Source organism: Roseovarius sp. MS2, from assembly GCF_051447875.1.
GTDB lineage: Bacteria > Pseudomonadota > Alphaproteobacteria > Rhodobacterales > Rhodobacteraceae > Roseovarius > Roseovarius mucosus_A.
This window is the reverse complement of record NZ_JBKHVF010000001.1, coordinates 1,610,550-1,632,117: the sequence shown is the minus strand read 5'-3', so window position 1 is coordinate 1,632,117 and position 21,568 is coordinate 1,610,550. Positions and strand designations below refer to the sequence as shown.

Below are 21,568 nucleotides of genomic sequence, written 5' to 3'. Positions count from 1 at the left end.
CGCAAGCTATTCCTGCGCATCCTGCATCGGTGGCCAAGGACGTGTGGCATCCGCAGCAATCCACGCTTGTGCCCAGTCCGGCAATGCTGGCGCCGCTATGTCTTGCCCTAATTCGGCCACCACGCGATCTGGGGCGATGATCCCCTCACGCCCCGTAATCGCCGCGCGTAACAAGATGTGGTTGGCACATTCGCCCGATGCTTTCCACATGGATTGCTCGACATAGACAAATTTCTCATCCCATGACAGCAAGCGAGAGCGCATTTCGATCCGCTCCAACATGGTGATCCGGCGGCGATACCGCACACTCGCCCCGGCAATCGCCAAACCCCAGCGATTGCGCTTGAGCGCGCCAATCAGCCCCACACGCCCCGCCAGGGGTATTCGCCCCAGATCAAAGATCGTCAGCGTCCGACCATTGTTCAGCTCGCGCCACAGATCGATGTCCCAGGGCATGCAGATATGGTGCGAAACATGCGTCCCCGTAAGCGCGAGGCGCGGGGATTTGCGGTGCAGGAAAAGCTGCCACATCAGGCGCAGAACGGGGTACATCGGCAATCTCCTTCGCGGCTGGCTTGGCATTGCCACATTCATGCGTCAACCGCGACCGCGCGTCAGGCTTGCGCTTTGGCGCAGGCTTGCATAGGTCATAGGCGGCTAGACCCAGAGGATATTCGCCAAATGCAATCGCTTTTCCAGATCTTGATGCTCCTTCTCGACATCCTGTGGTTCTTTATCATCGCGCATGTGATCATGTCTTGGCTGATTAATTTTCAGGTTTTGAACCTGCGGCAGCAATTCGTCGCGCAGGTCTGGTATGGTCTCAATCGCCTGTTAGAGCCGATTTATGGCCGTGTGCGTCGGATTTTGCCGCCGATGTCCGGCATCGACCTTGCACCGCTTGTTGTGCTGGTCGCAGTTTACGCGCTGCGGATCGTGCTGATCAACAATGCGGCGGCGTTTTACTGATCGCCGGGGCTTGTTCACCTAATCTTAGTGTGAAAAACCTCTTGTAAGAGCAGATATAGTCAAAACTTACAGGGGTCTCATGTCAGGCGCTGCCACGCTATTGCGCGATGTGTTCGGATTCGATGCCTTTCGTCCGGGGCAGGAAGAGATCATTCACACCGTCGCCACGGGTTGCAACACGCTGGCAATCATGCCCACGGGCAGTGGTAAATCGCTCTGCTTTCAAATCCCCGCGCTGATGCGCGAGGGGGTGACGGTGGTGATCTCACCGCTCATCGCCCTGATGCGCGATCAGGTCCGCGCCCTGCGCGCCGCGGGTGTCGAGGCGGGCGCGCTTACCTCTGGGAATACCGAGGAAGAAACCGCCGAGGTCTGGCAAGCACTTGAGGCGGGGCGCTTGCGCCTGCTCTATATCGCGCCCGAACGGCTGGCGGCGGGGTCGTCGCTTGGCATGTTGCGCCGCATTGGCGTGGGCCTCATCGCCGTGGACGAGGCCCATTGCGTAAGCCAGTGGGGCCATGATTTCCGCCCCGATTATTTGCGGATTGGGGAACTCAGGCGCGCGCTCAATGTGCCGCTTGCCGCGTTCACCGCCACCGCCGATGCCGAAACCCGTGACGAGATCGTCGAAAAACTGTTTGATGGACAGCCGCCACAAACCTTCTTGCAAGGCTTTGACCGGCCCAATATCCATATGGCCTTTGCCGCCAAGGACAATCCGCGCGCGCAGATCATGGCCTTTGCCGCCGCGCGCAAGGGACAGTCTGGCATCGTCTATTGCGGCACCCGCGCCAAGACCGAAACCCTCGCACGCGCGCTATTGGATGCGGGGCACTCTGCCTGCGCCTATCATGGCGGGATGGAGGCCGAGGCCCGGCGCATCGTCGAAGGCCGCTTCAGCAGCGAGGATGGGTTGATCGTTGTGGCCACCGTCGCCTTTGGCATGGGGGTGGACAAACCAGATATCCGATGGGTCGCACATGCCGACCTGCCCAAATCCATCGAAGGTTATTATCAGGAAATTGGCCGCGCCGGGCGCGATGGCGCACCGGCCGAGACCCTCACGCTCTTTGGTCCCGATGACATCCGCCTGCGCCGCACCCAGATTGACGAAGGGCTTGCCCCGCCGGAACGGCGCATGGCCGATCACGGGCGGCTCAATGCCCTTTTGGGTTTGGCAGAGGCGCTGGAATGCCGCCGGGCCACGCTCTTGCGCTATTTCGGCGAGCAGGCCACACCCTGTGGCAATTGTGACCTCTGCGATACCCCACCCGAAACGTTTGACGGCACCGAGGCCGTGCGCAAGGCGCTCTCGGCGATCCTGCGCACCGGCGAGAGCTTTGGCTCTGGCCATCTGATCGACATCCTCACCGGCACCGCCACCGATAAGGTGCGTCAACGCGGCCACGAGGCGCTGCCAACCTTTGGTGTCGGGCGCGACATGGACAAACGCGGTTGGCAGGGGGTGTTTCGCCAGATGATGGGCCACGACCTGATCCGGCCCGACCGTGAGCGGCATGGCGCGCTGGTGATGACAGAGACCGCCCGCCCGATCCTGCGTGGCGAAGAAGGCGTGACCCTGCGCCGCGACACGATCGACCATACCCCGCGCCCCGCTGTGCGCGCGCTTGTGTCGGACGAGGATGCGCCGCTCCTTTCGGCGCTCAAGGCCAAACGCCGTGCGTTGGCAGAGGCAGCAGGCGTGCCCGCCTATATCGTCTTCAACGACCGAACCCTGATAGAGATGGCCGAAACCCGGCCAGAAACGCTGGATCAAATGGCCCGGATCAGCGGCGTCGGCGCCAAGAAGCTGGAGCGTTTCGGCACCGAATTCCTCGAAGTCATCACCGGCGCGCGAGAGCCTGTGCATCCCACCCGCCGCAAACTGGCCGGCAGCACCGCTGGCGAGGTCTACGACCGTCTGATGCAGGCGCAGGCCGATCTGAACCGGGGAGAGACGGGCATTGACCGCCCGCTCAGTTGCTCTTCCGCGCTCCTGGCCAAGGTTGCCAGCCAGCGACCCCGGACCGCACAAGAGATGCAACGTCTTCTGGGCGAGAAATACGCCGACCGCTTCGGCGCGGCGTTTCTCGCGGCATTACATCTGCAAGAGTGATGGAACCTGCCTGACCAAGCCCTGCTGCTCCGTTGTTGTTCACCGGCTTCTGTGCTAAATCCTGATCATTGGTAACACGCCGCAGAATAGGTTTTGGATGCGACATCTGTTTAAGCGTTTTTCAAATTTGTGGTCGGTTCATTCTTCGCCTCCCCAGACAAAACCTGACTCTGACAAGAGACCTGATGCATCACCACCCAAAAGACGTCCCAAGGACGCATTGCGCAAGAAATTCCTTGAGTCCTACACGCTGGAAAATGGTCGAGGTTTGGAAATCGGCCCGTTTTGTCGCCCCGTCTTTCGGCGCGAGAGCTATCCCAACATGCTTTATGCCGATGTCAAATCAGAAGATTTTCTGAAACGACTGGTCAGAAAGGGCGACATATACAGAGAAGAAGATATCGTTCCGCTGGACTATGTGCTTGGCAATCAGCATCTGGATGCCGTTGTCGCACATGAAACGCTGGATTTCGTCTTTTGTGCGCATGTCCTTGAGCATGTTCCTGATATGATATCGTCACTCAAGGGGATTGAACGCGTGCTCAAACCCGGCGGTCTGTTTCTATGTTTCTATCCGGATCGCAGGTTTACGTATGACATCGACCGCCCCACAACGACGCTCTCACAGCTAGAAACGCGCCACCAACTTCGGATCACGCGCCCTGCCTCGGACACGGTGCTGGAACATTTCACGTTCAATCGAAAGGTTGACGCGGGAAAGGTGTGGGCGAACCACAACGATGCGGTTGGAGAGCGCCGGTTCACCGCGGAACAAGCACAGGAATTCGCCCTTCAGGCAACGCGCTCTTATGTTGATGTGCATTGCAATGTGTTCTCGGATTCAGAGTTTTCCGACATGATTGAGACTTTGGGCGCGGCGGGTCATATCTCGCTGCGTGTGGATCGCATGGTGCCAACTCGGGCACCGTTCAACGAGTTTCATGTCGCCTTGCGGAAACCATAACACGCCCATCGGGTAATCAGCTTGCAAAGCGCCTGTAGCCTTCCATATGCAGGGCTATAACACAGGCACCGCAAACACAGGAAATCCCATGCTCGTCGTCGTATCCCCTGCCAAAAAATTGGACATGACCCCGGTCGAGGGGATTACACCCACCCGCCCCGTGTTCGCCCAGGAGGCCGCTGAACTGGCACATGTGGCACAGGGATTGAATGTGGGTGATCTGCAAAAGCTGATGCATATCAGCGAAAGCCTTGCCCGCCTAAACGCCGACCGTTTCGCCGATTTTGGGCAAATGGCGCAGAAACCCGCCGCGCTCGCCTTTGCCGGGGATACCTATCAGGGGCTTGAGGCGGGATCGCTTGACCCAGACGAGATGGGCTGGGCGCAGGATCACTTGCGCATCCTGTCTGGGCTTTATGGTGTGCTGCGCCCACTCGACGCGATTGAGCCTTATCGCCTTGAGATGGGCAGCCGATTAAAGACCGCGCGCGGCAAGACACTCTACGACTATTGGGGGGCACAGATTTCCACGGCCCTGAATACGCAGGCAGAAACGCTTGGGGCCGATACGCTCATCAACTGTGCGAGCCAAGAGTATTTCGGCGCGGTTGATCGAAACGCGCTGCGCCTGCGGGTGGTGACACCTGTGTTTATGGAGGAAAAGGCAGGCGCGCCAAAGATCGTCAGCTTCTACGCCAAACGCGCGCGAGGTGCCATGGCGCGCTTTATCATCCAGCATCGGTTGACCGATCCGGATGCCATTCTCGATTTCGACAGTGGCGGCTATCGGTATACGGCCAGCCTTTCAAAACCCGATCAACCGGTATTCCTACGCGATCATCCAGCGGCCTGATCCGGCGTCGCCTCGCCCTCTGGCGAACGCACGCCCTTCGGACAGGCGGCACGGATATGTTGGTGGATCATCTCTTTGCGCAGCGGCTTGGTCAGGTAGTGATCGAGGCCCGCTGCCAGAATTTCCGCGTCATCCCCGGTCATGGCATGGGCCGTCATCGCAACGATGGGCACATGCCGCCCGCTCTGCGCCTCGATGGCTCGAATAGCGCGCGTGGCCTCTTTGCCATCCATTTCAGGCATCGAGATATCCATAAAGATCACATCTGGCGCGAGTGACTGAAAGAGATCAACCGCCTCTTGACCATTCTCAGCGAAGGTCAGCTCAATATCCAACCCCTTGACCATGTTCGAAAAGACAAGGCGGTTGGTGCGATTATCCTCTGCCGCCAGCACCCGCATCGCCCGGCTGGATGCATCAGATGGGGGCATCACCCTAGCCAAGGCGTCAAAGAGATCGCGCCGCGCCACAGGCTTTTGCAGCACAGCCTGCACGTGAATGCGCGCCGGGTCCTGATCGGCATAGCCGGTGTTGGGACTGAACAGCAAAAACGGCGTGTCGTGCCCCGCTTCGCGCAGCGCCTCGGCCAGTTCCAGCCCGTCCATCCCGCTCATGTTATGATCGCTCACGATCAGGTCGAACCCGTTACCCGCCTGCGTCAAGGCCTCTGCCGCGCTTTGACAGGAAACTGCGGTGATCCCCAATTGTCCCAACTGCCGCTCCAGAATGGCGCGGCTGGTCGCCTGCGGCTCGACAATCAGGGCGCGGTATGTTCCCGCACTTAGATTGGGAAAGGCGATCTCGCCAACTTCCGCCACCGGCAAGGATATCGAGAAGCCAAAGATCGAGCCGTTGCCCGGCTCCGACTCGACCCAGATTTTTCCGCCCATCATCCGGATCAGCTTTTGCGTGATGGCCAGGCCAAGGCCGGTTCCCTCGAACTTGCGGTTGCGTTCGTCATCGACCTGATTGAACTCGCCAAAGATGTGGTCGATCTTGTCCGGCGGAATTCCAATCCCGGTATCCTCAACCGTCACATGGATACTCGCGCGCCCTTCGGTATCGGAGTAAACGCCCGTCACTCGCACCAGAACATGCCCATTTTCGGTGAACTTTACCGCATTGCCCAAAAGGTTGGTCATGATCTGCCGAATGCGCCCCGGATCACCGACAAATTGCGTTGGCAGGAACAGATCGTAATCCACCAGCACATCCAGCCCCTTATCACGGGCATTGACCTGCATCAGCGTCACCAGCTCGTGAATACATCGCTCCAGATCAAAGGGTTCAGCGTGCAGGATCAGTTTCTCCGCCTCGATCTTGGAGTAATCGAGCACATCGTTGATGATCACCAACAGCGCCTCGCCAGAGTTCTTGATGGTCGAGGTAAAGAGCCGTTGCTCTTCGGTCAGCTCAGTTTCCATCAACAGCTCTGCCATGCCCACCACCCCATTCATCGGCGTGCGGATTTCGTGGCTCATATTCGCAAGAAAGGATGATTTCGCCCTATTTGCCGCCTCGGCCCGGCGACGGGCTTCCTTGAGTTCCTTCTCATATCGGATCGTATCGGTGATATTGAGTGCAAGGCTCACGACATCGCCACCGTGCCCCCGCTGGTCAATCAGCTTGATATACTGCCCGTTCCAGAGGCGGATCACCTCTGGTTCAGGTTGCGTGCTCTGCCAGCGATCCAGCATTTTCTCGCGCCATTCCTGTGGTTTCAGCGCGCCGATATTGACGATCCCCTCTTCGGTGATGAATTGCAGGATCTCGATATAGCTGACACCAGGTTTGACCGCCTCAAGCCCGTCAAACACCGCAAGATAGGCATTGTTGGCCGCGATCATCCGGCTGTCGGCGTCAAAAAAGGCAAAACCGTCCTGAATCGTCTCGATCGAGTGCCAAAGACGACGTTCGGCAATCTCCACCTTTTGATAAGCGTCATTAAGATCGGATTTGACGCGCTGATTTTCGTCACGAACGGTTTGCACCTCAGCCCGCGTTTCATGAATCTCATGCGAGAGGGCAAGCGCATGCTTGCCCAATTTGCGATTGGCGGCCTGCAGTTCGGCTTGTTTCTGTTCCAGCAGGCGTTCGGCGGCCAATCTGGCCCGCCGTTCATCTGCCAGTTTGTTGGCGAGGCTCATGCCTGTCCTCCGACATGCCGGATCGTGATGACCTCACCATCCGGCATCGTCGTGAACAAGCGGTTAAAGCCACTGAAAATATGCTCTCAAAGCCGCTCGATAGCCAAGGCAATCCCCTGACCACCACCAATGCACATTGTGATGATGGCCCGCTTGCCTCCGGTCCGCTCCAGTTCATAGAGCGCCTTGACCGTGAGGATCGCGCCAGTCGCCCCAACGGGATGGCCAAGCGCAATCGCGCCCCCATTGGGATTGACACGGGCGGGATCAAGGCCAAGGCCCTTGTTGACCGCAAGCGCCTGCGCGGCAAAGGCCTCATTGGATTCGATCACATCAAAATCCGAAGCCTCAAGCCCAATGCGTTTGAGCAGCATCTCGACAGCAGGGACCGGGCCAATGCCCATCACCTGCGGACGCACCCCGGCGTGGGCATATCCAAGTATACGCGCGCGCGGTTTAAGACCGGCTGCCTCCGCCGCACTGGCCCGCGCCAGAACAAGGGCTGCAGCCCCGTCGTTGATGCCGCTGGCATTCCCGGCGGTCACGGTGCCATCCTTTTGAAACACAGTCTTAAGACCGGCGAGCGCCTCGGGCGTTGTGGCCTTGGGATGCTCATCGGTATCAAAGGCCACCATGTCGCGTTTCACACGCACCTCTACCGGCACGATCTGGGATTTAAATCGCCCCTCGCTGATCGCCACACCAGCACGCTTCTGGCTCTCAAGCGCAAAGGAATCCTGATCCGCGCGGCTGATCCCATGTTCCGCTGCGACATTCTCGGCGGTGACACCCATATGGCCGGTGCCAAAGGGACAGTTGAGCGCACCCAGCATCATATCGAGCGTTTTGACATCGCCCATCTTGGCCCCCCACCGTTGGTCGGGGATGATAAAGGGCGAGCGGCTCATGTTCTCGGACCCACCCGCAAGGCCGAAATCGGCATCGCCCAGCATCAGGGATTGCACCACCGAAACAATCGCCTGCGCGCCAGAGCCGCAGAGGCGGTTGACGTTCATCGCCGGCGTGGTGTCGGGAATACCCGCCTCCATCGCCGCCACGCGGCTGACATACATATCGCGCGGTTCGGTGTTGATGACATGGCCAAACACCACGTGACCAATCTGCCCTCCTTCAACCCCAGACCGGGCAAGCGCCTCGCGCGCCACAATGGCCCCAAGAGCGGTGGGCGGCGTCGCGGCAAGCGCCCCACCAAAAGTGCCAATCGCCGTGCGGCATCCGTCCAGAATCACGATGTCGGTCATGGGTATCCTCCCCCCGGGTTGCTTTGGCAGGAGCCTAGCGGCTGGGATGCACATCTGGCAACGGGGACGTGTCGTCAGACACCTTTGCCTGCCCTAGTCAGAGCGGAATACGGCCCCTTTCCGTCAGGAGCCACGCATCACGCCCTTCAAACACCGCAGGCCAGAGCGGGCGGCCATAGGCGGCCCCACCGTCCAAATCTATGCGGTTGCCAAAATGGGTGGGCATCTCAAGCGCGGTGTGACCATGGACGACAAGCCAAGGATGCGCCCCCTCATGGTCGAGAAAGCCGTCCCGGATCCACATCAGGTCCGCAGGGTCTTGGGCGGTCAAGGCAACTCCGGGGCGGATACCGGCATGAACGAAAAGCAGATCCCTCACCTCTTGCCAAAGCGGCAAACCCGCCAGCCAGTCGCGATGCGCCTGAGGCACAGCGCAGCGGGCCGCTTGCCATTGCGTCGCGTTCTCGGTCACGTCAAGCCCGTAGGAGGCCAGCGTCGCGACCCCACCCAAGCGGTGATTCAACCATGAGAGGCCAGATCCGATATGCGGCGAATGGATCACGCCGGTATCGAGGAAATCGATCAACATCTGATCATGATTGCCGCGTAACACGGTCCAAGGACAGCCCTGCGCCTGCCCTGTCATAAGCCGGTCGATCACCGCGCGGCTATCTGGCCCCCGGTCCACCAGATCCCCAAGGAATATGATCTGTGCCTCTGTCCCGCCATCGCGCGCGACAAGGTCAAGTGCAGCTTCTAGCAGGGCGTCCTGCCCGTGAATATCGGGAATGGCATAAATCGGATCAGTCATGCCCCCGTTGAACCCCTGCACGCGGCAGATGTCCAGCGATTCCCAAGCTGGTCAAAGCGTATCGGCCAAACGCTCGCGCAGCCAACGATGGGCGGGATCGTTTTGGGACCTGACATGCCAGACCATAGCAACATCGGTCACCGCAATCGGCTCTGGCAGGGCATAAACCGCAAGGCCCTGCCCAGTAACCAGGTGGACTGCAAGGGGCCGGGGCAGAATCGACACCAGTGGTGTGCGCGACAACATCGCCGCAAGGGTATGCACATCCGGCAGGGTAACGACCGTGCGCCCGGCTTTCTGTCCGGGGTTCGCGCCGCAATCCGCCCGCGGCAATTCTGCCAATAGGTCGGAGGGCACCGTATCGCCGGGCGCAAGCCCCGCCGCCACAAGGCGCGGGTGATCTTGACGCGCCAAAAGCACCTGCCCCGCGCGATAGAGTGGCTGTGCCGCGGCCCAGTCGGGCAAGTCGCACATCGGGCAAAGCGCCAGATCAGCGCGTTTTAGCAGCAAAGCCTCAGAAGGGTCAGGACCGGACATCGTCGCACAGTAAAGAGTGACGCCGGGTGCCACAGACGCCAGATGCGCCATCAACTCGGGCAAGAGATGGGCACCCCAAAACTCTGCGCCCAGAATATGAAAATGCCGCTCGGACCGGGCAGGCTCGAAACTGGTCGGTCGCGTCAAAAGCGCCTCAGTCTCGGCCAGAATGGCACGAACAGGCTGTGCCAGCGATTGCGCATAATCTGTAGGCACCAGATGACGCCCTTCACGCAAGAAAAGCGGATCATTCAGTGCCACCCGCAAACGACCAAGGGCCGACGAGACAGCGGATTGCGAAAGCCCCACCTGTTGTCCCGCCACGGTGGTAGAGCGGGTGATGAGCAGCGCGTCGAGGACGCGCAAAAGATTCATGTCAAACTTTGAAAAATCCATCTTCTAGACGATATGTCCAACAGTGGTTCTCGGGCATTAGTCGGTTTGCATCGTGGATACGGGCAAACGTCGTGTGGTTTTAGGGTGGCAAGAACAGCTTTCAAGATTTTTCCGTTCAATAGTTCATCCCCAAAAAGAAAACCGCCGCCCGGCGCATGCAGGCGGCGATCATTGGTTCAAGTCACGTTGAGTGGCAGAGCTTGCGTTGCGCGTCAGCTCACGTCGAATCTCAATTCGCGGATCTGCTGAAACTTGCCCGTGGCATGCAACGCCTTGATCGCGGCCTCGGGCACGGGGGCATCCACATAGAGGAGCGCAATCGCTTCGCCGCCTGCGTCCGACCGCCCAAGTGTGAAGTTGGCGATGTTGACGCCGTGATCACCCATCGTCATCCCCAAGGTGCCGATGATGCCCGGCACATCCTCGTTGGTGGTATAGAGCATGTGGCGACCAATTTCAGCGTCGATATTGATCCCCTTGATCTGGATGAAACGCGGCTTGCCATCCGAGAATACCGTGCCCCCGATAGACCGCTCACGCTTGTCCGTGACCACGGTGATTTTGATATAGCCCTCAAAAGCGCCGGATTTGTCCTGCTTGGTGGTGCTGATCTTGACACCGCGCTCTTTGGCCACCACGGGGGCCGAGACCATGTTGACCTCGGGGTTGACCGATTTCATGATCCCCGCCACCGCCGCAGAGGTGAGCGCACCAAGGTTCATCTCGGACACAACACCATCATAAAGGATGTTGATCGCCTTGATTGGCTCGTCGGTCATCTGGCCGATGAAATTGCCAAGGTGATCCGCCAGCTTGATCCACGGCCCCATCACCTTGGCCTCTTCCGCCGTCACCGAGGGCATGTTGAGCGCGTTGGTGACGGCGCCGGTCAGAAGATAGTCTGACATCTGTTCGGCCACTTGCAGCGCCACGTTTTCCTGCGCCTCTGTGGTGGCCGCCCCCAGATGCGGCGTGCAGACGACATTGGGCAGACCGAATAGCGGATTCTCAACTGCCGGCTCCTCGGTAAACACGTCAAAGCCAGCCCCGGCGACATGGCCGGATTTCAGGAGGTCAGCAAGTGCCTGTTCATCCACCAGACCGCCACGCGCGCAATTGATGATGCGTACACCCTTCTTGGTCTTTTCAAGGTTCTCACGGCTTAGAACATTGCGGGTCTGATCGGTCAGCGGCACATGCAGCGTGATGAAATCGGACCGCTTCAGCAACTCGTCCAAGTCGACCTTTTCCACCCCCATCTTGTCAGCTTTTTCCTGACCCAAGAAGGGATCATAAGCGATCACCTTCATCTTGAGGCCGCGCGCCCGGTCACAGACAATACCACCGATATTGCCCGCACCAATCACGCCGAGGGTTTTGTTGAACAGCTCCACCCCCATAAAGGCGTTCTTCTCCCATTTGCCAGCATGGGTCGAGGCAGAGGCCTCGGGCAGCTGTCGTGCCACCGCGAACATCATCGCAATCGCGTGTTCTGCGGTGGTGATCATATTGCCAAAGGGCGTGTTCATGACGATCACGCCTTTTTTAGAGGCGGCTTCCTTGTCGATATTGTCGGTGCCGATGCCGGCCCGCGCGATCACCTTGAGCTTGTGCGCATTGGCAAGGATCTTCTCCGTGACCTTGGTTGCGGACCGGATGGCGAGGCCATCATAGTCACCGATCACCTCGGCGAGTTTATCCTTGTCCTTGCCTAATTCAGGGCGGAAATCCACCTCGATGCCCCGATCACGAAAGATCTGGACGGCGGTTTCAGAGAGTTTGTCGGATACGAGAACCTTGGGGGCCATCTGTCTGGTCCTTTTATGAAAGCTTTGGGGGAGAGGCCCGGAGTCTTTCAAAGACTCCGGGCCGATTTCTTTTCAAGAAATCGGAATCAGGCTGATACGGACAGCGCTGCGATCTCGGTCTCGAACGCCCATTTGATCCACGGCATCAGTGCCACGACATCAGCGGTTTCGACCGTGCCACCACACCAGATCCGCAGGCCCGCAGGCGCATCGCGATACGCCCCGATATCATAGGCGACACCCGCCGTTTCCAGCCGCTTAGCCACCGCCTTGGCAAAGGCTGCGCCATCTTTGATCCGCGCATCCTCAAACGTAAGGCAGACAGACGTATTCGAGCGGATCTCAGGATCAGCCGCCAGAAATGCGAGCCAATCGTTTTGCGTCACAAATTCCTCGACCGCCGCAAGATTGGCATTGGCGCGCGCTTGCAGGCCGGTCAGCCCGCCAATCGACGACGCCCAATCGAGCGCCACAAGGTAATCCTCGACCGCCAGCATCGAGGGCGTGTTGATGGTCTCGCCTACAAAGATGCCGTCAATCAGCTTGCCGCCCTTGGTCAGGCGGAAAATCTTGGGAAGGGGCCATGCGGGCGTATAGCTCTCCAGCCGTTCCACTGCGCGAGGGCTGAGGATCAGCATCCCATGCGCCGCCTCGCCCCCCAGCACCTTTTGCCAAGAGAAGGTCGTCACATCGAGCTTGTCCCACGGCAGGTCCTGCGCAAAGGCCGCACTTGTCGCGTCACAGATTGTCAGACCCTGACGATCCGCCTTGATCCAGTCGCCATTCGGAACGCGCACGCCAGAAGTGGTGCCGTTCCAGGTAAAGACAACATCCTTGTCGGTATCGACCGAGGCCAGATCAACGATCTGACCATAATCAGCGGTCTTGACCACAGCATCGAGCTTGAGTTGCTTGACCACGTCCGAGACCCAGCCTGCACCAAAACTCTCCCACGCAAGCATCTCGACGGGCCGCGCCCCCAAGAGGCTCCACATCGCCATTTCCACAGCCCCGGTGTCAGAGGCGGGAACGATGCCGATCTTGTAATCAGCAGGCACGCCCAGAATGGCGCGGGTGTTCTCGATGGCGGCCTTTAGCTTGGCCTTGCCCCCGGCAGCACGATGGCTGCGGCCCAAGGGGGCATCAGACAGCATATCGAGCGTGAATGTGGGGATTTTGGCACAAGGGCCAGAAGAAAAACGCGGATTTTCCGGCCGCGTTGCCGGTGCTTCAATAGCCATATAGCTACCCTCTCAGATAAGCGCCCCTCGTTGGGGAGGGGTGTCCCACGGATCGGATTACGGCCAAGCAGGGTCTTTCGCAAGTGCAGAAATGACGCTAGAACGCCGCTTGAGCTAGAAAATACGACACTGCACGGCTACGATCGGAAACCTGCCCCATGTTTACCACCACCTTGATCGCAGCACCCGGTGCGCTTGACCCCGCTCTTGCCGAGGCATTGCGCAATGCCTGGGGCGGCGGGGCGGTGCAGTGGTTAGCCCCTGATGAGGCGGCGGAATTTGACATGCCCGAGGTGCCAGGCAACCGATGGGAGGTTTGGGCCGAACTGCAAAACCAAGCCGTTGATCTGGTGGTTCAGCCCACAGAGGGGCGGCGCAAAAAGATGCTGCTCGCCGATATGGACAGCACCATGATCCAGCAGGAATGTATTGACGAATTGGCAGAGGTCGCAGGCGTGGGCGCGCATGTCCGCGCCATCACTGCGCGGGCGATGAACGGCGAGCTGGATTTCGAGGGCGCGCTGATCGAGCGTGTGGCGCTGCTCAAGGATTTGCCCGAAACCGTGATTGCCGAGGTTCTCGCTAACCGGATCACCTATATGCCGGGAGGTTCCGCATTGGTCGCGACGATGCGGGCCAACGGGGCCTATTGCGCGCTGGTCTCGGGCGGGTTTACCGCGTTTACGCAATCGGTCGCCGCACATCTAGGCTTTGACGAGAATCGCGCCAACACGCTTTTGGTCGCGAAGGATCGCCTGATTGGGGATGTCGCGCGCCCCATATTGGGCCGCGCAGCCAAGGTGCAGGCACTGGAAGAGATCAGCGCACGGCTTGGGATCTCAGAGACTGACGTGCTCGCCGTGGGGGATGGGGCCAATGATCTGGGCATGTTGGGGCGTGCGGGCGCAGGCGTGGCGCTTCATGCCAAGCCAAGCGTCGCCGCGCAATGTGGCATCCGCATCCAGCACGCAGACTTGACGGCGTTGCTCTATATCCAAGGCTATGCGCGGGATCAGTTCGTGATCTGAGACGCGGACAGAGCGTTAGAAATTGGCGGTCACGCCCGGCAGGTTCAGCGCCTTGATCAATTCGCGCAATTCCTGACGCGCGGCGATGTTCGAGATGTTGAGACCCTTGACCCCGATATCCTTGAGGTCGAGCAGCGTCAAACCACGCGGGAACAACTCCCGAAAGATCACGCGCTCGTTAAAGCCCGGTGCCACGCGAAAGCCGATGCGCTTTGCGAGGTTGTCGACCGCATCGCCCATCTTCTTCTTGTTGACCATCTGTTGTGCGCCCAGACGGTTGCGCACGACCACCCAGTCAATCGCGCGCAGACCGGCTTGTGCCCGCAGTTGTCGCGCGCTCCAGACCATCTCGGAATAGACCGACGGGCCGAGGATCTTCTTGCCGTCGCTGTCGATGCGGGCGAGCAGATCAAAGTCGATAAAACTGTCGTTGAGGGGCGTAATCAGCGTATCGGCGAGGCTATGGGCCACTTGGCTCAGACGGGTGTGCGAACCGGGGCAGTCGATCACGATGAAATCGCTATCCGCCTCCAGTTCCGCCACCGCCGCCGAGAGCCGCCGATCATAGACATTCTCGCCCGGCTTGAGCTGATCCGCCGCCACTTCGGGCAGTTCGTGATACCGTGGGCTCGGCAGATCAAGGCCGGATGTCGCCAAGAATTTGGCGCGGTTCTCCGCGTAGCGGCCAAAGGTCCGCTGGCGCAGGTCGAGATCAAGCGCGCTGGTTTTGTGGCCCATTCGGGCTAGGGCCGTCGCCACATGCATCGACACGGTCGATTTGCCCGCGCCGCCCTTTTCATTGCCGACGACGATGATATGCGCCATTGTCCATTCCCCTTGGTCGCGAGGTGCGGATCGTTGCCGCCCCCGGTCTTTTTGCCAGACAGTACCCGGCTGCGCTGCAATAGGGAAGTGCGCCCCGACTGGTCAAGCGCCTTTGGCTCTGGCACCTGCCCCACACCAAGGATAGGGTCGCGCCATGACGCAAACCGCACTGACATATTCGCCCGATCAGGCCGAGGCGCATGACCGTATCGCGGCGGCGCTGCGCAGTGTCGGTGTTGATCTTGACACAGGGCTATTGACCCCACCCCGCGACGGCAAGACTGCGGTCATGGCGGTCACCGGCAAGGCGGGATCCGGCAAGACATTGCTTTTGGCCGCGCTCTACCGCGCGCTGGAAGAGGCAGGCGTCGAGATCGTTTCAGGCGATTACGAGAGCCGCAAACGCCGGGACAAGCGCACGCTGGCCATCCTTGCGCCCACCAACAAGGCCGCGAGCGTGCTGCGGATGCGCGGGGTGCCTGCCACCACCATTCACCGCATCCTCTATACCCCCGTCTATCACCCGGAGTATGAGAAGATCGCCGAATGGCTGGCCGGTCAGGGCGAGCGGCCCGAGATCGAGGGCTTGACCGATCTGGCGCTGGACCGTGCCTTTGCGTTTTACCAGAGCAACAAATCCATCCCCGGCGCGCTTGCCGCTGCTGGCCTGCGAGGCTCGGATTTCATCACCGGCTGGAAGCGTCGGGAAGAACCACTGGATATCGGCTTTGTCGATGAGGCGAGCATGCTGGATGGTCAGCAATTCGAGGATCTGCAAGAGATTTTCCCAACCCTTCTGCTCTTTGGCGATCCCGCACAATTGCCGCCTGTGAAATCGACCGGCGGTATGGTGTTTGAAACGCTGCCCGCGCCGGCGCGTCTGGAACTCAGCCGTATTCACCGGCAGGACGCGGACAACCCGATCCTTGACCTGGCCCACGCCCTTGCCGATCCTGCACTGGACTTTCACCAGTTCGAGCGCATGATTGAAGATGCAGCGCAGCGGGACGAACGGGTAAGATGGGCAGAGCGGGTCGAGGTTGATTTGATGGCGCGCTCGCCGGTGCTGGTCTGGCGCAATGCCACGCGCATCCGCCTGATCAATGCCTTTCGCGCGGTGCATGGCGCGCCCGAAACCGAGCTTCTGGCAGGTGAGCCTTTGATCTGCGACGGGATCGAACTACCGCTCAAGCATCGCAAAAAGCGGCTCGATCTCGAGGCGCGCGGGCTGATCAAGGGCGCGCAGGTGGTTTACCTTGGACCAGGGCGTAGGCCCGGCTTTTCCCGCCTGCATGTGATCGGAGCGGAAGATCCGCAGATTTCTGCCGCGTCCATCGTCAAGATCGAAAAACCGGATGAAGAAGAGCCGTTCATCCCCTTTGCCGCCAATATGGGGGCAACGTTCCTGCATGGCGCGGCGGTGACGATCCACAAGGCACAAGGCAGCCAATGGCAAGATGTGCAGGTGTTCGCCCCTGACATTTACGCCGCTGCACAGATGGGCCGCTCAGAGGCGGGGCAACCGCTCTGGAAGCGGCTGGCCTATGTGGCAATTACCCGCGCCGAAGAGCGGTTGCACTGGATCGTGCGCAACAGGCTATCCAAACCCTCGGCACCGCTCACAGTTGATGATTTGCGCGGCGGGCCTGCGCCCCTGCAACTCGAACAGGAGGAAGAGACATGAAAACCGTTCTGATTACCGGGGCAAGCGCCGGTATCGGGGCCGCCTGCGCGCGCGCCTTTCTTGGGGCTGGCTGGCATGTCGGGCTGATGGCGCGGCGGCCAGAGGCGCTGGACGCTGTGGCAAAGGGGCATGACAACGCCGTGATCCTGCCCGGCGATGTCACGGACCCCGGCGATGTGGTGCGGGTGTTCGAGGATTTCATCGCCCGCGCCGGGCGGCTTGATGTGCTCTTTAACAACGCCGGCAGCTTTGGCCGCGCCGCGATGATCGACGAGCTGAGCTATGAGGAGTGGCGGCAAGTCGTGGATGTGAACCTGCATGGCATGTTTCTTTGCGCGCGCGCGGCCTTTGCCCAAATGCGCAATCAATCCCCGATGGGGGGGCGGATCATCAATAATGGCTCGATTTCGGCGCATGCGCCGCGCCCCGGTTCGGTGGCCTATACCACCACCAAACATGCGATCACCGGCTTGACCAAGACGCTCAGCCTTGATGGACGCCCCTATGATATCGCGTGCAGTCAGATCGACATCGGCAATGCCAGAACCGAATTGCTGGAGGGGATCATCGCCGCCAATCCTGACGCGCCGCCACCCACGATGGACGTAGAGCACGTGGGCGCATCGGTGCTGCATATGGCGGATTTGCCGCTAGAGGCGAATGTGCAGTTCATGACGCTGATGGCAACGAAAATGCCCTTTATCGGGCGGGGCTAAAGACCCAAGATCACACCCGCCGAACATCGACCGCTTGCCAGAGGGGGCGCGCCCAGTCTTCGGTTTCCATGAAGGCCACATCGCTTGCGTCCCGACCAGAGCCGATCACCACCATGTCGGCGGCGCTGCTCATACCGGTGGCATCGACAAGGTGCCACGCCCCCTCTAGCCAAACCTCGGCCACAGCGTGAAAATCGGGCGGGTCCACATCAGCACCATAAACCGAGGTATAGCGCGCCGGGATATTGCCCGCGCGCGCCAGGCTGCATACGAGATGGGCGTAGTCGCGGCACACGCCCTTGCGGGCTATGAAACTGTCTATTGCCGAGGTTGTGGCGCTGGATGAGCCGGACACATAGCTGATCTCGGAACGGGCCCAGTCTACAATCGCCGCAATCCGCGCTCCTCCTTCGAGACCGCGAAACTGTTGGGTCGCGAATTCGGTCAAAAGGTCGGATTGGCAGAACCGTGACGGGCGCAAGTAGCTCACAACCTCGCCGGGCAGGTCGCGCATCGCCGTGCCCACGAGCCTTTCCAAATCCGCACATGTGCGTGTCACCTCAACACGTGCACGATACTGCAATCTCATCCGATCACTTGTCACATGCGCCCAGACCCGGCGCCCCGGCATCCCCTCAACCTCGATCCAACGCAGGTCGGCACCCTCAACGTCAAGCGTGCTCTCGATCACGGTTTGCCCATCGGTCTCCGCCGCTTCAAGTGTCAGGAGCACCGTGTCATGCCCTGTCAGCTGGTAATCCATGGTCACGTCGATGTTCAGGCGCATAAGCTCTCTATCTTGATCTCAGGGTTTTGGGCCGGTGCCTAAACGAAGCCGCCCGCAGCGATATCAGCCACGCCGCATCGCTTGAAACGCTGCGGACGCGCCCCAGCCCGCAGCGATGGCAATCGCCAGCGACATCAGGCCATAGACCAGCGGTTGCTGGCGGGACAGGGTGTAGAGCCAGCGTTCCAGCCCTACTTTCTGCACGTCAATCACGGTTTCAAGTTGCGATACCACGCGCCCCTCTCGGGTCAGGAATATCCGGGTCAGATATTCCCCTTCGGTCAGATTGGCCGGGAGTTGAATCGCGCCACGAAAGAGCGTTTCCTGATCCAGCACTACTGCCCCTTCGCGCATGGCATAGGCCCCTTGATCCCGGCGAATACGGATCAGGGCATCTGTAAAGCGCTCTGCATCCTCGGCCATGCTGGCCGCGCCCACAGAACGGATTGCACGTGGGATCGAGACGCGATGCCGCAAATCCTCGGTATCGGACATGACCTTGTCGAGCGGGCCTGTCGTGGCGACGGCATAAAAGCTGGGGGCGGAATCAAGCACGACCATTTCCGTATTCACCCAGATGCCAAAGCGGCGATCCTTGCGGCGTACCGTCACCGGCTCTGACGGACCAGCAACCGCGATGACCACATCCAGCGGAATATCAGGAATCGGGGACTCGCGCTTGACCGCGCCAAAGATCAAAATTTCCGAGCCTTCAAAGGTCGCGGTGATCGCCACCTTGTCTTTGCTCAGCCCCAATACAACCTTTTCGGCGCGCAGCGGCAGGGCGGCAAGGCCCAGCAAAAGCAACAGACGCCAGAACATCACGCCCCCCCGCCCGTACCAAGCGAGTAGAGTTCCGATGGCGTGGCCAAGAGATCGAACGCCAGCTTGCCACAGACCGCCAACACCATGATCGCAAGAAGGATGCGCAATTGCTCGGCCTTCATCCTTGTGCCGATAGACGTGCCAAACTGTGCGCCGATCACGCCCCCCACCAGCAAGAACACGGCAAGGGCGATATCAACCGTGTAATTTGTCATTGCATGCAAGAGCGTCGTAAACGCGGTGACGAAGATGATCTGAAAAAGTGAAGTGCCCACCACAACCTTGGTCGGCATGCCCAAAAGATAGATCATCGCGGGGACCATGATAAAGCCGCCGCCGACCCCCATGATCGCCGCGAGAATGCCAACACTGGTTCCCACCAGAAGCGGCGGGATCACCGAAATATAAAGGCCACTGGTCCGAAACCGCATCTTGAACGGCAAGCCATGAACCCAGCCGTGTTTCTTGCGCTTGGGGGGCACGCCGCGCCGGGTGTTGCGGATGGCGCGCAGGCTTTCGATGAACATCATGCCGCCGATGACGCCCAGAAAAACCACATAGCAGAGCGTGACCAAAAGATCGACCTGCCCCAACGACTTGAGATAGTTGAACACCATCACCCCAAGAGCGGCCCCAATGAGGCCGCCAATCAGCAGCACCGTGCCCATTTCGAGATCGACAGTCTTGCGCCTGAAATGCGCGAGAACTGCGGAAAAGGAGGCAGCCATGATCTGATTGGCACCGGTCGCTACGGCGACCGCAGGCGGAATGCCGATAAAGAACAAAAGCGGCGTCAGAATAAAGCCGCCCCCAACCCCGAACATGCCCGAAAGAATGCCCACGATCCCACCCAACCCCAAGAGGAGAAAGATGTTGACCGACACCTCGGCTATGGGGAGGTAAATCTGCATGGCAATTCCTAGCCCCATGTTCCGCCATTTTGCAAGGGCGCGGGCGTGCAGAGCCGTGCAGGTCTGATGAATTTCTTGTAACTGGACCTATCGCGAGGCTATTCGGATCAGTCCAGCGTTTTATGCAGGATCAGCGCGTCCACTTTGGGCCCTTGGCTGCGGGTATAATATCCGGTGCGGCGCGCGCTTTCCCGGTAGCCAGCCGCATCATAAAGCGCGAGGGCCGGCGGATTGTCCTCGGCGACTTCGAGAAAGGCCATGGTCGCGCCGCGCGCGCGCGCTACCACCTCAAAGGCGCTGAGGCAGGCCCGCGCAAGACCGTTGCGGCGATGATCAGGATCGGTGGCAAGCGTCAGCACTTCGGCTTCATCGGCGATGACCCGACCCAGCACAAAGGCCCGCGCATCGCCGGATATGAAAACGAATGCGCTGTCCAGAAGCGTGGCGAATTCCTCAGCAGACCAAGCCCTGCCCGCCCCGGCAAAAGCGCGCGCGTGGCAGGTCGCGAGAGCCTCAGGCGTCATCGAGGATCACCGGTGGCCGATCCCGCGCGGGGGCGGCATCGGCGGGGCGCACATAAAGCGGGGCGGGCGGCGGGCTGTTGTTGGGTGCCAGAGCTGCCAGCCGCGCAATCAGTTCGGCCAGTCGCACCGGATCAGGCGGCAAGACAGGATCTGCGACAGAGGCAAGCGCAACCAATTCGGGCGCGGCGTTGCGGGTCTGGACATAGGCCATGTCGCGGGGTGCGGGCACGCAGGGCGTCCCTGCGCCAGCCTGCGCGCGGATCGCGTCAAGCGTGCTGATCCCGACTGTCGGAATTCCAAGGCTGAGGGCCAGCCCCCGCGCGGCCGCTACAGAAATGCGAATACCGGTAAAATTGCCGGGCCCGATGCCGACACCGATTCGGTTAAGGTCGATCCATGTGACACCGGCCTGATCCAGCACCTCTTGCAGCAAGGGCATAAGACGCTCTGCCTGTCCGCGCCCCATCTCTTCGGCTCGTGCAGACAAAACGCGGTCTCCCCGCAACAAAGCGGCCGCGCAATGCGCGGCCGATGTGTCAAACGCCAGTATCAGTGGTTCAGAGACCAACAGGGCGCACCTCTGTCACCTCGGGGATGTAGTGGCGCAGCAGGTTTTCAATGCCCATCTTGAGCGTGATGGTCGAAGACGGGCAGCCGGCGCAAGCACCCTGCATATGCAAATAGACCACGCCACGGTCAAAGCCGTGGAAGGTAATATCGCCGCCATCCTGCGCCACGGCGGGACGTACGCGGGTATCCAGCAATTCCTTGATCTGGTTCACGATCGCCGAATCCTCGCCAGTATGCTCGGCATGGCCAGAGGCCACAGCACTTTCGCCCAACATGACTGGCTGGCCAGATTGGTAATGCTCCATGATCGCCCCCAAGATCGCGGGCTTGATATGATCCCACTCAATCGCCTCGCCCTTGGTGACGGTCACGAAATCATTACCAAAAAACACACCAGACACCCCGGGCACACGGAAAATACGCTCGGCCAACGGAGAACTTCCGGACTTTTCGGCGCTTGGAAAATCAGCGGTGCCAGCTTCAAGCACGGTTTGACCGGGCAGGAATTTCAGTGTCGCGGGATTGGGGGTGGATTCGGTCTGGATGAACATGGCGCGCCCTTTCGTGGTTGCCAAAGATATGCGCCCGACGCCC

Annotated in this window: 21 protein-coding genes; 7 read left to right on the top strand and 14 right to left on the bottom strand. The window is 60.1% G+C overall.

Annotated features, from left to right (window positions below):
* Nucleotides 1–6: 6 nt before the first annotated feature.
* Nucleotides 7–552 (bottom strand): acyl-CoA thioesterase, encoded by a 546-nt coding sequence (locus ACLGGT_RS08170; RefSeq protein WP_151977754.1) that lies wholly within the window; start codon nucleotides 550–552, stop codon nucleotides 7–9.
* A gap of 129 nt (nucleotides 553–681) precedes the next feature.
* Between ACLGGT_RS08170 and ACLGGT_RS08165 the strand changes: the two genes are divergently transcribed.
* The 4 genes from ACLGGT_RS08165 to yaaA all read left to right on the top strand — a co-directional run bounded on the left by ACLGGT_RS08165 (nucleotide 682) and on the right by yaaA (nucleotide 4,902).
* Complete coding sequence (locus ACLGGT_RS08165; RefSeq protein WP_008281335.1) at nucleotides 682–969, top strand: YggT family protein; 288 nt, start codon at nucleotides 682–684, stop codon at nucleotides 967–969.
* Between the two features lie 79 nt (nucleotides 970–1,048).
* Nucleotides 1,049–3,085: a DNA helicase RecQ gene (gene recQ, locus ACLGGT_RS08160; RefSeq protein WP_437195624.1), complete on the top strand. Its 2,037-nt coding sequence runs from the start codon at nucleotides 1,049–1,051 to the stop codon at nucleotides 3,083–3,085.
* 97 nt (nucleotides 3,086–3,182) lie between these two features.
* Nucleotides 3,183–4,049, top strand: a complete 867-nt coding sequence (locus ACLGGT_RS08155; RefSeq protein ID WP_437195622.1) for a class I SAM-dependent methyltransferase — start codon at nucleotides 3,183–3,185, stop codon at nucleotides 4,047–4,049.
* An 88-nt stretch (nucleotides 4,050–4,137) separates the two neighbouring features.
* Nucleotides 4,138–4,902, top strand: coding sequence for a peroxide stress protein YaaA (yaaA, locus tag ACLGGT_RS08150; RefSeq protein WP_219434784.1), 765 nt, complete (start codon nucleotides 4,138–4,140; stop codon nucleotides 4,900–4,902).
* Here yaaA and ACLGGT_RS08145 read toward each other — a convergent pair.
* The 6 genes from ACLGGT_RS08145 to ACLGGT_RS08120 form a co-directional block, all read right to left on the bottom strand.
* Complete coding sequence (locus ACLGGT_RS08145) at nucleotides 4,887–7,049, bottom strand: response regulator (protein ID WP_151977748.1); 2,163 nt, start codon at nucleotides 7,047–7,049, stop codon at nucleotides 4,887–4,889. The two genes, yaaA and ACLGGT_RS08145, sit on opposite strands and share 16 nt — an antisense overlap.
* An 86-nt stretch (nucleotides 7,050–7,135) precedes the next feature.
* The gene (locus ACLGGT_RS08140) at nucleotides 7,136–8,311 is read right to left on the bottom strand and encodes an acetyl-CoA C-acyltransferase family protein (RefSeq protein WP_437195621.1); all 1,176 of its coding nucleotides are present in this window, start codon (nucleotides 8,309–8,311) and stop codon (nucleotides 7,136–7,138) included.
* Between the two features lie 97 nt (nucleotides 8,312–8,408).
* The gene (locus ACLGGT_RS08135) at nucleotides 8,409–9,122 is read right to left on the bottom strand and encodes a metallophosphoesterase family protein (RefSeq protein WP_437195620.1); all 714 of its coding nucleotides are present in this window, start codon (nucleotides 9,120–9,122) and stop codon (nucleotides 8,409–8,411) included.
* 51 nt (nucleotides 9,123–9,173) lie between these two features.
* A complete protein-coding gene (locus ACLGGT_RS08130) occupies nucleotides 9,174–10,034 on the bottom strand; it encodes a LysR family transcriptional regulator (protein ID WP_162655204.1) in 861 nt (286 codons plus the stop codon).
* 233 nt (nucleotides 10,035–10,267) lie between these two features.
* Nucleotides 10,268–11,863: a phosphoglycerate dehydrogenase gene (gene serA, locus ACLGGT_RS08125; RefSeq protein ID WP_008281327.1), complete on the bottom strand. Its 1,596-nt coding sequence runs from the start codon at nucleotides 11,861–11,863 to the stop codon at nucleotides 10,268–10,270.
* A gap of 86 nt (nucleotides 11,864–11,949) precedes the next feature.
* A complete protein-coding gene (locus ACLGGT_RS08120) occupies nucleotides 11,950–13,104 on the bottom strand; it encodes a phosphoserine transaminase (protein ID WP_437195619.1) in 1,155 nt (384 codons plus the stop codon).
* A 158-nt stretch (nucleotides 13,105–13,262) separates the two neighbouring features.
* Here ACLGGT_RS08120 and serB point away from each other — a divergent pair, with 158 nt between their 5' ends.
* Complete coding sequence (gene serB, locus ACLGGT_RS08115; RefSeq protein ID WP_437195618.1) at nucleotides 13,263–14,132, top strand: phosphoserine phosphatase SerB; 870 nt, start codon at nucleotides 13,263–13,265, stop codon at nucleotides 14,130–14,132.
* A 15-nt stretch (nucleotides 14,133–14,147) separates the two neighbouring features.
* On the opposite strand, the gene ACLGGT_RS08110 is transcribed toward serB, so the two are convergent.
* Nucleotides 14,148–14,957, bottom strand: coding sequence for a division plane positioning ATPase MipZ (locus ACLGGT_RS08110; RefSeq protein WP_008281324.1), 810 nt, complete (start codon nucleotides 14,955–14,957; stop codon nucleotides 14,148–14,150).
* A 154-nt stretch (nucleotides 14,958–15,111) separates the two neighbouring features.
* Here ACLGGT_RS08110 and ACLGGT_RS08105 point away from each other — a divergent pair, with 154 nt between their 5' ends.
* Together ACLGGT_RS08105 and ACLGGT_RS08100 are read left to right on the top strand one after the other, a co-directional pair.
* Nucleotides 15,112–16,641 (top strand): AAA family ATPase, encoded by a 1,530-nt coding sequence (locus ACLGGT_RS08105; RefSeq protein WP_081507136.1) that lies wholly within the window; start codon nucleotides 15,112–15,114, stop codon nucleotides 16,639–16,641.
* Nucleotides 16,638–17,357, top strand: coding sequence for an SDR family oxidoreductase (locus ACLGGT_RS08100; protein WP_081507137.1), 720 nt, complete (start codon nucleotides 16,638–16,640; stop codon nucleotides 17,355–17,357). Before ACLGGT_RS08105 ends, ACLGGT_RS08100 begins: the two co-directional genes overlap by 4 nt.
* Nucleotides 17,358–17,367: 10 nt before the next feature.
* Here the strand turns inward: ACLGGT_RS08100 and ACLGGT_RS08095 are convergent, their stop codons facing one another.
* The 6 genes from ACLGGT_RS08095 to ACLGGT_RS08070 form a co-directional block, all read right to left on the bottom strand.
* The gene (locus tag ACLGGT_RS08095; RefSeq protein WP_437195617.1) at nucleotides 17,368–18,144 is read right to left on the bottom strand and encodes a transglutaminase-like domain-containing protein; all 777 of its coding nucleotides are present in this window, start codon (nucleotides 18,142–18,144) and stop codon (nucleotides 17,368–17,370) included.
* A 63-nt stretch (nucleotides 18,145–18,207) separates the two neighbouring features.
* Nucleotides 18,208–18,966, bottom strand: a complete 759-nt coding sequence (locus tag ACLGGT_RS08090; protein ID WP_437195616.1) for a TIGR02186 family protein — start codon at nucleotides 18,964–18,966, stop codon at nucleotides 18,208–18,210.
* Nucleotides 18,966–19,880, bottom strand: a complete 915-nt coding sequence (locus ACLGGT_RS08085) for a sulfite exporter TauE/SafE family protein (protein WP_008281318.1) — start codon at nucleotides 19,878–19,880, stop codon at nucleotides 18,966–18,968. The genes ACLGGT_RS08090 and ACLGGT_RS08085 overlap by 1 nt, the downstream gene beginning before the upstream one ends.
* A 107-nt stretch (nucleotides 19,881–19,987) precedes the next feature.
* Nucleotides 19,988–20,404 (bottom strand): GNAT family N-acetyltransferase, encoded by a 417-nt coding sequence (locus tag ACLGGT_RS08080; protein ID WP_437195615.1) that lies wholly within the window; start codon nucleotides 20,402–20,404, stop codon nucleotides 19,988–19,990.
* On the bottom strand, nucleotides 20,394–20,972 hold the full coding sequence (gene tsaB, locus ACLGGT_RS08075; RefSeq protein ID WP_437195614.1) for a tRNA (adenosine(37)-N6)-threonylcarbamoyltransferase complex dimerization subunit type 1 TsaB: 579 nt from the start codon (nucleotides 20,970–20,972) through the stop codon (nucleotides 20,394–20,396). The genes ACLGGT_RS08080 and tsaB overlap by 11 nt, the downstream gene beginning before the upstream one ends.
* Entirely contained in the window at nucleotides 20,962–21,525 is a 564-nt protein-coding gene (locus ACLGGT_RS08070; protein ID WP_008281315.1) for a NifU family protein, read from the bottom strand. The genes tsaB and ACLGGT_RS08070 overlap by 11 nt, the downstream gene beginning before the upstream one ends.
* Between the last annotated feature and the right edge of the window lie 43 nt (nucleotides 21,526–21,568).

Excerpts from the sequence above, each read along its gene's own strand:
- ACLGGT_RS08145 (WP_151977748.1), bottom strand. The coding sequence starts at position 7,049 with ATGAGCCTCGCCAACAAACTGGCAGATGAACGGCGGGCCAGATTGGCC.
- ACLGGT_RS08120 (WP_437195619.1), bottom strand. The coding sequence starts at position 13,104 with ATGGCTATTGAAGCACCGGCAACGCGGCCGGAAAATCCGCGTTTTTCT.
- ACLGGT_RS08155 (WP_437195622.1), top strand. The coding sequence starts at position 3,183 with ATGCGACATCTGTTTAAGCGTTTTTCAAATTTGTGGTCGGTTCATTCT.
- ACLGGT_RS08080 (WP_437195615.1), bottom strand. The coding sequence starts at position 20,404 with ATGACGCCTGAGGCTCTCGCGACCTGCCACGCGCGCGCTTTTGCCGGG.
- ACLGGT_RS08135 (WP_437195620.1), bottom strand. The coding sequence starts at position 9,122 with ATGACTGATCCGATTTATGCCATTCCCGATATTCACGGGCAGGACGCC.
- ACLGGT_RS08090 (WP_437195616.1), bottom strand. The coding sequence starts at position 18,966 with ATGTTCTGGCGTCTGTTGCTTTTGCTGGGCCTTGCCGCCCTGCCGCTG.
- recQ (WP_437195624.1), top strand. The coding sequence starts at position 1,049 with ATGTCAGGCGCTGCCACGCTATTGCGCGATGTGTTCGGATTCGATGCC.
- serB (WP_437195618.1), top strand. The coding sequence starts at position 13,263 with ATGTTTACCACCACCTTGATCGCAGCACCCGGTGCGCTTGACCCCGCT.
- ACLGGT_RS08140 (WP_437195621.1), bottom strand. The coding sequence starts at position 8,311 with ATGACCGACATCGTGATTCTGGACGGATGCCGCACGGCGATTGGCACT.
- ACLGGT_RS08165 (WP_008281335.1), top strand. The coding sequence starts at position 682 with ATGCAATCGCTTTTCCAGATCTTGATGCTCCTTCTCGACATCCTGTGG.
- ACLGGT_RS08100 (WP_081507137.1), top strand. The coding sequence starts at position 16,638 with ATGAAAACCGTTCTGATTACCGGGGCAAGCGCCGGTATCGGGGCCGCC.
- ACLGGT_RS08130 (WP_162655204.1), bottom strand. The coding sequence starts at position 10,034 with ATGAATCTTTTGCGCGTCCTCGACGCGCTGCTCATCACCCGCTCTACC.
- serA (WP_008281327.1), bottom strand. The coding sequence starts at position 11,863 with ATGGCCCCCAAGGTTCTCGTATCCGACAAACTCTCTGAAACCGCCGTC.
- ACLGGT_RS08070 (WP_008281315.1), bottom strand. The coding sequence starts at position 21,525 with ATGTTCATCCAGACCGAATCCACCCCCAATCCCGCGACACTGAAATTC.
- ACLGGT_RS08170 (WP_151977754.1), bottom strand. The coding sequence starts at position 552 with ATGTACCCCGTTCTGCGCCTGATGTGGCAGCTTTTCCTGCACCGCAAA.
- ACLGGT_RS08095 (WP_437195617.1), bottom strand. The coding sequence starts at position 18,144 with ATGCGCCTGAACATCGACGTGACCATGGATTACCAGCTGACAGGGCAT.
- ACLGGT_RS08105 (WP_081507136.1), top strand. The coding sequence starts at position 15,112 with ATGACGCAAACCGCACTGACATATTCGCCCGATCAGGCCGAGGCGCAT.
- ACLGGT_RS08085 (WP_008281318.1), bottom strand. The coding sequence starts at position 19,880 with ATGCAGATTTACCTCCCCATAGCCGAGGTGTCGGTCAACATCTTTCTC.
- yaaA (WP_219434784.1), top strand. The coding sequence starts at position 4,138 with ATGCTCGTCGTCGTATCCCCTGCCAAAAAATTGGACATGACCCCGGTC.
- ACLGGT_RS08110 (WP_008281324.1), bottom strand. The coding sequence starts at position 14,957 with ATGGCGCATATCATCGTCGTCGGCAATGAAAAGGGCGGCGCGGGCAAA.